The following is a 13,310-nucleotide window of genomic DNA, read 5'->3' as shown; positions in this document are numbered from 1 at the left end:
GCTGGCTGGGATTAGCCCGGGAAAAAGGCTACACTTCGCCTTTGAAAATTATTCTTCATCACGATAAACCTATAGAGGCGAAGTCCAACGTGGCTCAATTCGTTTATACCATGCATCGTGTCGGCAAAGTGGTTCCGCCGAAACGTCATATTTTGAAAAACATCTCGCTGAGCTTCTTCCCTGGGGCGAAAATCGGCGTACTGGGTCTGAACGGCGCCGGTAAGTCTACCCTGCTGCGCATTATGGCTGGCATCGATACAGATATTGAGGGCGAAGCTCGCCCACAGCCAGGCATCAAAATTGGCTACCTGCCGCAGGAACCTCAGCTCACCCCTGAACACACCGTTCGCGAATCGATCGAAGAGGCGGTGGCCGAAGTGGTCGGCGCCCTGAAACGTCTGGATGAAGTGTACGCGCTGTACGCCGATCCAGATGCGGACTTTGACAAGCTGGCCGCCGAACAGGGCAAGCTGGAAGAGATCATCCAGGCGCATGACGGCCACAACCTGAACGTACAGCTGGAGCGCGCCGCTGACGCCCTGCGTCTGCCGGACTGGGATGCCAAAATCGCGAATCTTTCCGGTGGTGAGCGCCGCCGCGTCGCGCTGTGCCGTCTGCTGCTGGAAAAACCGGACATGCTGCTGCTCGACGAACCGACCAACCACCTGGATGCGGAATCCGTCGCGTGGCTGGAACGCTTCCTGCACGACTTCGAAGGCACCGTTGTGGCGATTACCCACGACCGTTACTTCCTCGACAACGTAGCGGGCTGGATCCTCGAACTTGACCGTGGCGAAGGGATTCCGTGGGAAGGCAACTACTCCTCCTGGCTGGAACAGAAAGATCAGCGTCTGGCGCAGGAAGCCTCTCAGGAAGCGGCCCGCCGTAAATCCATTGAGAAAGAGCTGGAGTGGGTGCGTCAGGGTACTAAAGGCCGCCAGTCTAAAGGCAAAGCCCGTCTGGCGCGCTTTGAAGAGCTGAACAGCACCGAATACCAGAAACGTAACGAAACCAACGAACTGTTTATTCCACCTGGACCACGTTTGGGCGACAAGGTCGTTGAAGTCAGCAACCTGCGTAAATCCTACGGCGATCGCCTGCTGATCGACGATCTCAGCTTCTCAGTACCAAAAGGCGCGATTGTCGGCATCATTGGTCCGAACGGCGCGGGTAAATCCACCCTGTTCCGCATGATGTCCGGTCAGGAACAGCCGGATAGCGGCACCATCACGCTGGGGGAAACCGTAAAACTGGCTTCCGTTGACCAGTTCCGTGACGCGATGGATAACAGCAAAACCGTGTGGGAAGAAGTTTCCGGCGGGCTGGATATCATGAAGATCGGCAACACCGAAATGCCAAGCCGCGCCTATGTGGGCCGCTTTAACTTCAAAGGCGTCGATCAGGGTAAACGCGTGGGCGAACTGTCCGGCGGTGAGCGCGGTCGTCTGCATCTGGCGAAGCTGTTGCAGGTTGGCGGCAATATGCTGCTGCTCGATGAACCGACCAACGACCTGGATATCGAAACCCTGCGCGCGCTGGAAAACGCCCTGCTGGAGTTCCCGGGCTGTGCAATGGTTATCTCGCACGACCGTTGGTTCCTCGACCGTATCGCCACGCACATTCTGGATTACCAGGATGAAGGCAAGGTGGAGTTCTTCGAGGGTAACTTTACCGAGTACGAAGAGTACAAGAAACGCACGCTGGGCGCCGACGCGCTGGAGCCGAAGCGTATCAAGTACAAACGTATCGCTAAGTAATGTATCAGATGCCGGATGGCGCTACGCTTATCCGGCCTACAGACTTATCCGGCCTACACCTTGTAGGCCGCCATCCGGCGCTTCAGGCTTAACCCTGCTCGCCCATCATCTCTTTCACTAACTCCACGCAGCGCAAAAATCGACCATCGTAATCGGCCTCTTCTACGTGGACGAAATTGATGTTGTTCTCCCGCAGCATATCCACTAGCAGATTCTGGAACTCTTTACGATCCACCGAACTGCCCAGACTCCGTAACCCATCCGCGACCCAGGGCGTATTGTTCTCCAGCAGGATCACCAGATCAAAGCGGTATTCATCGATCAACGCCTGTACAAACGGATGCTCACGCCCTTCGTATTTTTTACAAAAGGCCTGCGTGGTAACGAAATCGGTATCGATAAAGGCCACTTTATTGGCGTATTTCACCGCAAAATCAATATATTGCGCATGGCCCAGTGCGATCTTATCGTAATCGGAATACTGTAATGCCATCTCGTCACCGCCCAGATGCGAGAAGACATAGTCGCGCCCGTACTCCCACGCGCTGGTGGTATTAAAAATATTGGCGAGCTTGTTCACCAGCGTGGATTTCCCGCTCGACTCCCCGCCTAATATCGCCACGGTGCGCACGAAAAAGGGCTTCACTTCCGTCGGAATGTATTCCCAGTAGCGGAACGGGTTTTCACGGATCTGCGCCCCGCTGATACTCATAAAGGTTCGTTTCGGATCGACCAGCACCGTTTCAATAGCCAGGTGTTCGAGATACTGCGGCGCATCGGCTTCCTCGGACGTGTAGATCCAGTTGGGCTGAATCCCCTTCTCTTCCATAAAGGCTTTGATGCCGTTGCTCCACACATCCCAGCCATGCGGGTACGGCTCCATCCCTTCCTCATTGAAGGCATGAATACGAATATTCTTCTGATATTTAAAGGTCTGTAGTAGCCAACGCAGACGATCCGACACGGTAGGCTGTTGCGACATGGCGCTGTCTTCAAACAGTTCGCGGTCGCGGGTATCGTCATAACCCATAATGATATGCAGTTCATCCACCTGGCTACAGGCGCGCTGAATCAAATAGATATGCCCGGTATGCAGGGGGTAGAACTTGCCAAACACCACGCCGATGTTTTTCCGCTGCCGGGGAAACTCCAGCCCCAAAAAACGATGCAGCGCCTCCAGCTTTTGCGCGCTGGGGCTTTTAATCTTCGCGTTCAGAAGTTGGCTCAAATACCCTTTGGTCATGCCGCTGGCATCCGCCACCTGTTGCAGGGTACACCCCTTTTGCTTGATCGCGGTTTTGAGATAGTCGAACGATGACACAAGAGCCTCCTGCTAAAAAACGCGTAACAATGCCTGATGGCGCTTCGCTTATCAGGCCTACAACATCAATCCGTAGGCCGGCGTCGCTATCCGGCAAATTATACAACATCAGTGCATACAGATGATTATAAGTCGTCAAACACACTTAACGCATCCGCAAGCTTTTTAACGCCAAAAACCTGCATCCCTTCCGGCGGCTTTTTCGGCACGTTGGCAGCCGGTACGATAGCGCGGCGGAAACCGTGTTTAGCCGCTTCAGAAATACGTTCCTGACCGCTGGGTACCGGGCGAATTTCCCCTGCCAGCCCCACTTCGCCAAACACCACCAGATCCTGCGGCAGCGGCCTGTCGCGCAGGCTGGAGACCATCGCCAGCAATAGCGCGAGATCCGCGCTGGTCTCCGTGACCTTCACGCCGCCCACGACATTGACGAATACATCCTGATCGGCCATCTGCAATCCGCCATGACGGTGCAGCACCGCCAGCAGGATCGCCAGACGGTTTTGTTCCAGACCGACCGCCACGCGACGCGGATTCGCCATCATCGAGTGATCGACCAGCGCCTGAATCTCTACCAGCAGCGGGCGCGTCCCTTCCCACACCACCATGACCGAACTGCCGGAAGTCACCTCATCGCCACGGCTTAAGAAAATTGCGGACGGGTTGCTGACTTCACGCAGCCCCTGCTCCGTCATCGCAAAAACGCCCAGCTCGTTTACCGCGCCAAAACGGTTTTTATGGCTACGCAGCGTGCGAAAGCGGGAGTCAGCGTCGCCGTCCAATAGCACCGAGCAGTCAATGCAGTGCTCCAGCACCTTCGGGCCAGCCAGCGAGCCGTCTTTGGTTACATGACCAACCATCACGATGGCCACGCCGCGCGTTTTGGCAAAGCGCGTCAGATAAGCGGCCGTCTCACGCACCTGGGCCACGCTGCCCGGCGAGGACTGGATATCCGCCATATGCATCACCTGGATGGAGTCGATCACCATCAGCTTCGGTTGTTCTTCTTCCGCAATCAGGCAGATCTGTTCAATACTGGTTTCTGACAGCATATTCATGTTAGCCGTCGGCAATCCCAGCCGATGCGCGCGCATCGCTACCTGTTGCAGGGACTCTTCGCCCGTGACGTACAGGGTTTTCATCTGCTCGGCCAGTTTGCAAAGCGTTTGCAGCAGCAGCGTGGATTTCCCCGCACCGGGGTTGCCGCCAATCAGGATGGCGCTGCCGGGCACGACACCGCCGCCCAGCACACGATCGAACTCTTTAAACCCGGTGGAAAAACGCGGCAGCTCCTCAAGGCTGATGTCAGACAATTTCTGCACCTTTGCCACGCCTGCGTTACCGGCATAGCCGCTGAGTCGCTCATTACGCGCCACCGTTGGCGACGCGGCAAGACGCACCTCGGTGATGGTGTTCCAGGCATGACAGGCGCTGCATTGCCCCTGCCAGCGCGGATAATCGGCCCCGCATTCATTACAAACAAAGGCGCGTTTTGGAGCTTTTGCCACGGTTTACCTCTTTATTTCATGCAGTTGCCGGATGGCGCTGGCGCTTATCCGGCCTACAATCACTTTCCCGTAGGCCCGGCGCCATCGGGCAATTCAATCATTTTTGATTCATACTGCCGGAGAGAATGCAGAACACCCCCATCAGGTCAGCGTGACGAATCGTGATTTCCGTCTTTTCATTCACTTTCGGTTTGGCGTGGTACGCAATCCCCAGCCCGGCCGCTTTGATCATCGGCAGATCGTTAGCGCCATCGCCAATCGCCACCGTCTGCGCCACGGGAATTTCATACTCCTGCGCCAGTCGGGTCAGCGTGTTAGCTTTGTACTGGGCATCGACGATATCGCCAATGACATTGCCGGTAAATTTTCCGTCGATGATCTCCAGCTCGTTCGCCACCACCGCGGTTAAACGCAGCTTTTCACGCAGGTATTCTGCAAAAAAGGTAAACCCGCCGGAGGCGATCGCCACTTTCCAGCCGAGCGTTTCCAGCTTCAGCACCAGTTGCGTCAGACCCGGCATCAACGGCAAATTCTCGCGCACCTGGCGCAGAATATCGGCATCCGCGCCTTTCAGCGTCGCCACCCGGCTGCGTAAGCTGGCGGTAAAATCCAGTTCGCCGCGCATCGCGCGTTCCGTGACTTCCGCAACCATTTCGCCCGTCCCGGCCAGCTTCGCGATTTCATCGATGCATTCGATCTGAATCGCCGTCGAATCCATATCCATAACCAGCAGGCCTGGCGTACGCAGATGCGGAATTTTGCCCAGCGGCGCGACATCCAGCCCGGCGCCGTGCGCCAGCTTCGTCGCGCGCGGCGTTAAGGAACCCGCCAGACGAATCACCTGATAATCTTCAACGCACCAGGCCGCCACGATCACCATCGCCGCGCCCAGCTTGCTCTGGTACTGCGTTAAGCGCTGCTTATCCAACCCGCGACCGTACAGCAGCCAGCCGCTACGGCCTGCGTGGTAATCCAGTGGCATCACCTCGTCACCACTTAATGAAAGGGGTAAACCAGGCCACAAAGAAACATCTTCAGGCAGATCGCACCAGGTAATGTTAGGCATTAAAGCTCCTGTAAAATCGTTCGGGTCGGGAATCATCCTGGGGAAAATAACGCATGAGGCTACCCTGTAACCATCGCTTCTGGCAACATTAAGCCTCAAATTTTCAGCAGGTGGAATATGGCTCGCGCAAAACTGAAATTCCGGCTTCATCGTGCAGTGATTGTATTGTTCTGTCTCGCACTGCTCGTCGGGCTGATGCAGGGGGCGTCCTGGTTCAGTCAAAACCATCAACGGCAGCGCAATCCGCAGCTCGAAGAACTGGCCCGCACGCTGGCGCGCCAGGTGACCTTAAATATCGCGCCGCTGATGCGCACCGAAACGCCGGATGAGAAGCGGATCGCCGTCGTACTCCGCCAGCTAACGGAAGAGAGCCGCATTCTGGATGCTGGCGTCTACGACGAGCAAGGCGATCTTATTACGCGCGCAGGCGAAAGCGTCAATGTGCGCGACAGGCTGGCGCTGGACGGTAAAAAAGCGGGCGGCTATTTTAATCAGCAGATTGTCGAACCTATTCAGGGTAAAAATGGCCCGCTGGGCTATCTGCGCCTGACGCTGGATACGCATACGCTGGCGACCGAAGCGAAACAGGTCGATAACACCACCAACATTTTACGCCTGATGCTGCTCCTGTCACTGGCAATTGGCGTGGTGCTCACGCGCACCTTGCTACAGGGCAAACGCACGCGCTGGCAGCAATCGCCTTTCCTGCTCACCGCCAGTAAATCCGTACCGGAAGAGGAAGAGAGCGAGAAGAAAGAACCATAGGATAGCCGCCGCTTTGTCGTTAATATAGTTGAGACCACGAAAAGGAATACTGCCATGACGACATTACGTCTGCTTATCTCTGACTCTTACGATCCCTGGTTCAACCTGGCGGTTGAAGAGTGTATTTTTCGCCAGATGCCCGCGACACAGCGCGTTTTGTTCCTGTGGCGCAACGCTGATACGGTCGTCATCGGCCGGGCGCAAAACCCGTGGAAAGAGTGCAACACCCGGCGCATGGAAGAAGACAATGTCCGGCTGGCGCGTCGCAGCAGCGGCGGCGGCGCGGTGTTCCACGATCTCGGCAATACCTGTTTTACATTTATGGCCGGGAAGCCGGAGTACGACAAAACGATCTCCACCGCGATAGTGCTCAATGCGCTGAACGCGCTGGGCGTTACCGCAGAGGCTTCCGGTCGTAACGATCTGGTGGTGAAAACGCCGGAAGGCGACCGCAAGGTTTCCGGCTCCGCCTATCGGGAAACCAAAGATCGCGGCTTCCACCACGGCACATTGCTGTTGAATGCCGATCTCAGCCGTCTGGCGAACTACCTCAATCCTGATAAGAAAAAATTACAGGCCAAAGGGATCGCTTCCGTACGCGGGCGCGTCGCCAATCTGGTCGAACTGCTGCCTGGTATTACCCATGAACACATCTGCGACGCCATTACCGAGGCGTTCTTCAGCCACTACGGCGAACGCGTGGAAGCCGAAATAATCTCTCCAGATAAAACGCCGGATCTGCCCAATTTTGCCGAAACGTTTGCTCGCCAGAGCAGTTGGGAATGGAACTTCGGCCAGGCGCCAGCTTTTACGCATCTTCTGGACGAACGCTTTATCTGGGGCGGCGTTGAACTGCACTTCGACGTTGAAAAAGGGCACATCACGCGCACTCAGGTTTTTACCGACAGCCTTAATCCTGCGCCGCTGGAAGCGCTGGCGGGCCGTTTACAGGGGTGTCTGTACCGTGCGGATATGCTGCAACAGGAGTGTGATGCGCTGTTAGTCGATTTTCCAGAGCAGGAAAAAGAGCTACGGGAATTGTCGGCGTGGATTGCGCGGGCGGTGCGTTAACCCTCTCCAGGACGTGCCCGTTTCCCCTTAACAAGGGCGGCACGTTATTTTCTCAATAACCATCAGCAATACATTAAAAGCCTGCCGATTAACGCTCAGGCTGGCATATTATTTATCAATAATATTCACCGCATGAATATATAAACATACACTCTCGCCATATTCCAACCGCATACAAAATAGCAGCAACTCTAAAACAAAAAATAACAAAGATCACCAGAAATCAGTTTTAAATAAAACTAAAACCACTGTCTGCTGTGTCCAGATAATATATTACTTCTGGAATATAACTCTATCCCAACCATATTCCATAGCTATCTGGTTGATATAAAACGTATTCAGAAGGCAAGTAACATGCCTTTTCGTACCATCACACAATTCAAGTTAAGGATCAACAAATGAAAAAAGCACTTCTTGCCACCGCAATCGCGGCACTGACCATGTCTAACGCATGGGCGGCCGACGGCGCCACCACTGAACTGCGCGTAACGGGGAAACTGCTGGTCGGTGGCTGTACCGCGACAGTCAACGGCGGCAACGCACTTGACTTCGGCTCGCATCTGATCAGCGACCTTAGTTCAACGGCCGTCAACGATATCGCCACGAAAGACACCGATCTGGTCATCGAGTGCCCCAGCGCCACAAAAGTAGGCTGGACGCTGACCGATAACAAAGCGGATAGCAACGCAGAGATCTGGATAACCGGCATCATTAAAGGTAAAGGAGTCTCATTCGGCGTAGGTAAAACAGCAGGCAATGTCAACATTGGCGCCTATGCCGTATCCATCGATTCTGCCAAGGCAGCAAACGCGCAAGCCGTCAATGGCGAAGACACCTTTGACGTTGACTATATTATAGGCGCCGCCGCAAGTATGGGTTCGTGGGCTAAGGCGACAACGGCAACTTCTTTTCGGAACCAGGAAGGGACGCAGGATATCATCACCGTCGGAGCCAAAGGCACGCTGGAACCAGCAGCCTATAGCAATGCAACTTATCCGCTTAAGGTTTCTCTGGCTGTAGATAATACCACCAAACTGGCCATTAGCGATGATACCGATATTTCAGGTTCCGCCACCATTACCCTGAGATATATCTAATCACATCGTTATTAATCATATCTGTACAACAACTCCCTACATGGATGGGTGGGGAGTTTTTCCAATAGAAGGAATTACAATAATGTCTGACAAATCTTGTACCGTTAAAGCGTATATATTTGCCGCCACGCTTCTCTGTTTACCTTTATCTCAGGCTTATGCGGCAGGAATGGTTCCCGCCTCCACGCTACTGGTTATTGAAGAAAGCCATAATGGCGGAACGATAAATGTCAAAAACAGCGATACGGTTCCGATGTTGCTGTACACCACAATAGAAGATGTAAAAGATGACAGTGGTATCACCGTCAACGTCACCCAGCCCGTCGTACGCGTGGAACCCGGTCAGGAACAGCAGGTCCGCTTTATTATGGAAAGCAGCGCCCCGCTAACCAAAGAGCACTATAAACGCGTCACCTTTGAAGGCATCCCGCCATCAGGCGTGTCTAAAGGCGCAATGAAAGTTAACTTCAATTTGCGTCAGGATCTGCCGGTATTAATTCGCCCCAAAAATTTACCGGTCGTCACCGATGCGTGGAAGCTGCTGAAATGGTCCGGCTCCGGGCAGCATATTAAAGTCAGCAACCCTTCCGCCTATGTGGTGCGCCTGGCGCAACAGGTGATTTTTTTACCTTCGCAAACGGCCGGGGAAATTGCAAAAACCTATATTTTACCCGGAGAAGTTCTGGATGTAACCGTCAAGAAATCCATCATTTCCGATCAATCTGTACGCTTCTTCCCGGCCAGCCGCTACGGCATCGACATACCCAATTTCACTGCGCCGTTAACACCATAATCAATAAAAAACGGGGACAAAGTAAGTGTATATGAAAGGAATCAACCTGCTGTCTCGCCATATTCAGATCGCGTTATATTCATGTACGTTATTAACCTCAACGGCGTTAGCCCGTGAGGTAACGTTCAGTACCGATATACTCAATACGCGGGGCATCAGTAAAAATATCGCAAATTACTTCGCAGAAGAGCCGCGTTTTTTGCCCGGTGTACATAGCGTTCTAATCAACGTAAACGGGTCAGAAAAAGGTTCGCTGGGCGCCAAATTTGACGAACAAGGGCAACTCTGCGTAGATGACGATTTTCTGACAGCGATCGGGCTACGTCCTCTGGGGATTTCCCTGCAAGAACACTGTCATGACCTGCAAAAAGATTATCCCTCCGCCGTCATAAAGTCCCTTCCCGGTAAGGAGATGCTGGAGTTAACTGTCCCGCCCGACGCACTGGAAAATAGCGCGTCCCGGGAGAAAAACTATAGCCACGGCGGCAGCGCCGGGCTGCTCAACTACAGCCTGTTTTCCACGCGAAATGAATACAACGGCGGCGACAGCCATAACTACACGCAGGGCGATCTCGAAGCGGGCGCCAATCTGGCCAACTGGGCATTGCGCAGCCGCTATTTTCTGCTGGACTCTGACGGCGATCGCAGCGCTAAAAATTTATTCACTTATGGCGAACACGTTTTTGAAGCGCAACAGATGCGTGTCCAGGTTGGGCAGATCAGCTCCAGATCGGCGCTGTTTTCTGGAACATCCCTCAGCGGCATTCAGTTACTCCCCGAGTCCAGCATGACCTCTGATAATTCAGGCGTCACCGTGACGGGGATTGCCCGCACGAACCAGGCGCGAGTAGAAGTCCGCCAGGCGGGGCAGCTTGTTTATTCCACGCTGGTAAACGCGGGGGCATTCAGGCTGGACAATGTCCCTATCCTGTTAAATAACGCCGATCTTCAGGTCAGCATCGTCGAAACCGACAACGTCACAACCAGTTTCATCGTACCTGCCTCCTCAATCAACCTGAACGGCCTTCCGCGACCACAAGGGCTTATGATGTCAGTAGGCCAGGTGCGCAACGTCGACAGCGATTACAGCGACCCCTGGGTATATAACATTTCAGACGGCTGGCGCCTTACCCCACAAACAAGTTTACTGGCGGCAGGGGTTCTTGCCGAGGATTATCAGGCAAGCGGTGCAATGCTGGAGTGGAGTTCAAACGAGAAATGGCAAGTATTTGCCAGTCTGCTGGGCAGCCGCGAATCCTTCGGTGATACGCGCAGCGGTATAAAGGCGGAAATTCAAAACCAGCTGACGCTTCCCGGCCATGTCTCTGTTGGGGTCAGCACCGCACGTTATTCTGACGACTATCGTGAGTTGTCCGAGGCGATGGACGACGACAGCGCAAGCTATCAAAGCAGCTATAGCGCCAATGTGAACTGGAGCGGCAGAACAGCAGGAACCTTCTCGTTAGCCTATAGCTATAATCAGGCCACGGATGATTATGAAGACTCCAGTTACGTGAGTCTTTCATGGGGAAAAACATTTAAATACGCGTCAATAAACGTGAACTGGCAGCACTCTGTTAGCAACGATAACGATAATGACGACATCAACGATGACAACTATGACGATGATGTGTTTTACATCAACCTCAACATTCCTTTCCAGTCGCAGTCGATTAACGCATATATGCGTAATCAGGGCGACCGAACGACATATGGCTTACGCAGCAGTGGCCCTCTCAGCGACAATACCAGCTATTCCGTTTCGGCGGATCGCGATATCGGAAACGATCTCAACACCCTCAACGGCAACATCAACAGCAACCTGCACTACACGCAGATGAGCGTTGGCGCAACAACCAACAATGACGATCAGCGTACCTACAGCGCAATGCTGTCGGGCGGCATTGCCCTGCATCGCCAGGGGGTAACCTTCTCCCCCTATACCATTAAAGATACCTTTGGTATTGCCCACCTGAGCGAACCGGAAAGCGGCATCGAAATCGCAACACCGCAAGGCCCGGTCTGGACAGATTTCTGGGGGCAGGCCGTGGTGCCTGGACTGACGGAGTGGCGTAAGTCACGTATTGAGGTGAATGCAAATACGCTGCCCAAAAATATGGATCTGGCTAATGGAACAAAGCTACTGGTGCCCGCTCATGCCACCGTCAGCGACCTGGATTTTAACGTGCTAAACACCCGTCGCGTCATGCTGAAGATAAAACAGCAGGATGGCTCCTGGCTTCCTAAAGGCACGTCTGTTGTTGATGAAAAAGGAAACTACCTGGTCAGCGCAGTGGACAGCGGCCGCGTCTTTATTAGCAATATTGACGAAACGCCAACGCTCTATAGCGTTGATGACAATATGAACCGTATCTGCAAAATCACTTACACATTAAGCAATGTGCAGAATAAAGAGGCGTTTTACGAAACGGCGGAGGGTATTTGCCAATGAAGTCATACGGAAAGTGGATCATTGCATTATGTACGTTAGCAGCGCTGGGGTCACGCATAGCATGGGCAGACGAGAACTGCCAGGTATCGCTCTCTCGCGCTACCGTGGCCTTTCCCCCGATGCAGCGAAATGACAACGTCGGCTCACAGCAAAACTGGTTTAAAATGCCCTCGCGCGATATCAATGTCAGCATCTATTGCCCGCAACCACAGGTGATGGCGCTATTTGTACATGGCGCCGCAGGCCCACAAGGGCGATTTCTTTTCGGTAACGGCGGGGGGCTGGCATTGAAAGCCAGCCAAATGATACTGGATGGCCGCAGCTATATGATCGGGAAAACAACCGATCGCAATGAGTTCATTCCCGCAGACGGCCATGCCGATACACAGCTGCTGCACAATAATGAAGCCATTATCGCTATCGAGAACAATGAAGCCGCGCGCGGGCAGCAGTTGAACTTTACGTTAACGCTAACGCCAGTGCTGAACGAAAAGCAGTTCCGTAACGTCAGCGACAATACTGAGATGGAGAGTAATTTAAGCTGGGAGTTGCTAACGCATTAATCGCCAAAGGGCGGTAAATAAACAGGCAGGAAAAAGGGGCAAACTGCCCCTTCAGAGTGCTGACAAAGGATTGTGCAGCATTTATGTCGGGTGGCGGCCAGGCCTTACCCGACCTACAAATCACGTAAAATATTTTGTAGGCCTGATAAGCGAAGCGCCATCAGGCGTAAGGGGCAAAGTGCCCCCTTCTTTTTTACGCTTTATCGCCCAGCAGAACAGATTCCAGCGCGATTTTGATCATGTCGTTGAAGGTCGTCTGACGTTCAGCGGCAGTGGTCTGCTCGTGAGTACGGATATGGTCAGACACGGTGCAGATGGTCAGCGCTTTCGCACCAAACTCAGCCGCTACGCCGTAGATACCCGCCGCCTCCATTTCCACGCCCAGGATGCCGTATTTTTCCATCACGTCGAACATTTCGCCGTCAGGAGAGTAGAACAGATCGGCGGAGAACAGGTTGCCCACGCGCGCGTCAACACCCAGCGCTTTCGCCGCGTCTACCGCGTTGCGCACCATGTCAAAGTCAGCGATCGCCGCAAAATCATGATCCTTGAAGCGGATACGGTTAACTTTGGAATCGGTGCAGGCACCCATACCAATCACCACATCGCGCAGTTTCACATCGTTGCGTACCGCACCGCAGGAACCGACACGAATGATTTTCTTCACGCCGAAATCGGTGATCAGCTCTTTGGTATAGATGGAGCAGGACGGGATACCCATACCGTGACCCATGACGGAGATCTTACGGCCTTTGTACGTCCCGGTGAAACCTAACATGCCGCGAACGTTGTTCACTTCACGCACGTCTTCAAGGAAAGTTTCAGCAATGTGCTTCGCACGCAGCGGGTCGCCCGGCATCAAAACGACGTCAGCGAAATCACCCATTTCTGCGTTAATATGTGGAGTTGCCATCTTT

Annotated in this window: 11 protein-coding genes; 7 read left to right on the top strand and 4 right to left on the bottom strand. The window is 53.8% G+C overall.

The window, feature by feature from the left end:
* Positions 1–89 precede the first annotated feature (89 nt).
* A complete protein-coding gene (gene ettA / locus OGV67_RS16595; RefSeq protein ID WP_024130727.1) occupies positions 90–1,757 on the top strand; it encodes an energy-dependent translational throttle protein EttA in 1,668 nt (555 codons plus the stop codon).
* A gap of 88 nt (positions 1,758–1,845) precedes the next feature.
* Here the strand turns inward: ettA and nadR are convergent, their stop codons facing one another.
* The 3 genes from nadR to serB all read right to left on the bottom strand — a co-directional run bounded on the left by nadR (position 1,846) and on the right by serB (position 5,652).
* Positions 1,846–3,078: a multifunctional transcriptional regulator/nicotinamide-nucleotide adenylyltransferase/ribosylnicotinamide kinase NadR gene (gene nadR / locus OGV67_RS16590; RefSeq protein ID WP_012134180.1), complete on the bottom strand. Its 1,233-nt coding sequence runs from the start codon at positions 3,076–3,078 to the stop codon at positions 1,846–1,848.
* Positions 3,079–3,203: 125 nt separating this feature from the next.
* Positions 3,204–4,586: a DNA repair protein RadA gene (radA, locus tag OGV67_RS16585; protein WP_024130728.1), complete on the bottom strand. Its 1,383-nt coding sequence runs from the start codon at positions 4,584–4,586 to the stop codon at positions 3,204–3,206.
* A 97-nt stretch (positions 4,587–4,683) separates the two neighbouring features.
* A complete protein-coding gene (gene serB, locus OGV67_RS16580; protein ID WP_024130729.1) occupies positions 4,684–5,652 on the bottom strand; it encodes a phosphoserine phosphatase in 969 nt (322 codons plus the stop codon).
* Between the two features lie 117 nt (positions 5,653–5,769).
* Between serB and OGV67_RS16575 the strand changes: the two genes are divergently transcribed.
* The 6 genes from OGV67_RS16575 to OGV67_RS16550 all read left to right on the top strand — a co-directional run bounded on the left by OGV67_RS16575 (position 5,770) and on the right by OGV67_RS16550 (position 12,393).
* On the top strand, positions 5,770–6,417 hold the full coding sequence (locus OGV67_RS16575) for a YtjB family periplasmic protein (RefSeq protein WP_012134185.1): 648 nt from the start codon (positions 5,770–5,772) through the stop codon (positions 6,415–6,417).
* Between the two features lie 54 nt (positions 6,418–6,471).
* Complete coding sequence (gene lplA / locus OGV67_RS16570; RefSeq protein WP_012134186.1) at positions 6,472–7,488, top strand: lipoate--protein ligase; 1,017 nt, start codon at positions 6,472–6,474, stop codon at positions 7,486–7,488.
* Positions 7,489–7,886: 398 nt separating this feature from the next.
* Positions 7,887–8,585 carry a DUF1120 domain-containing protein gene (locus OGV67_RS16565; protein WP_200003589.1) on the top strand — a complete coding sequence of 233 codons (699 nt, stop codon included), beginning with the start codon at positions 7,887–7,889 and terminating at the stop codon, positions 8,583–8,585.
* Between the two features lie 82 nt (positions 8,586–8,667).
* Entirely contained in the window at positions 8,668–9,378 is a 711-nt protein-coding gene (locus OGV67_RS16560) for a fimbria/pilus chaperone family protein (protein WP_047459060.1), read from the top strand.
* Between the two features lie 31 nt (positions 9,379–9,409).
* Entirely contained in the window at positions 9,410–11,830 is a 2,421-nt protein-coding gene (locus tag OGV67_RS16555; RefSeq protein ID WP_115182020.1) for a fimbrial biogenesis outer membrane usher protein, read from the top strand.
* Positions 11,827–12,393 carry a DUF1120 domain-containing protein gene (locus tag OGV67_RS16550; protein ID WP_071257487.1) on the top strand — a complete coding sequence of 189 codons (567 nt, stop codon included), beginning with the start codon at positions 11,827–11,829 and terminating at the stop codon, positions 12,391–12,393. Before OGV67_RS16555 ends, OGV67_RS16550 begins: the two co-directional genes overlap by 4 nt.
* 193 nt (positions 12,394–12,586) lie before the next feature.
* On the opposite strand, the gene deoD is transcribed toward OGV67_RS16550, so the two are convergent.
* On the bottom strand, positions 12,587–13,306 hold the full coding sequence (gene deoD / locus OGV67_RS16545) for a purine-nucleoside phosphorylase (RefSeq protein WP_012134191.1): 720 nt from the start codon (positions 13,304–13,306) through the stop codon (positions 12,587–12,589).
* Positions 13,307–13,310: the final 4 nt, after the last annotated feature.

The organism is Citrobacter sp. CK188 (genome assembly GCF_030333525.1).
Lineage (GTDB): Bacteria > Pseudomonadota > Gammaproteobacteria > Enterobacterales > Enterobacteriaceae > Citrobacter_B > Citrobacter_B koseri.
The sequence above is the reverse complement of the archived record's forward strand: the minus strand, read 5'-3'. Positions and strand labels throughout refer to the sequence as shown.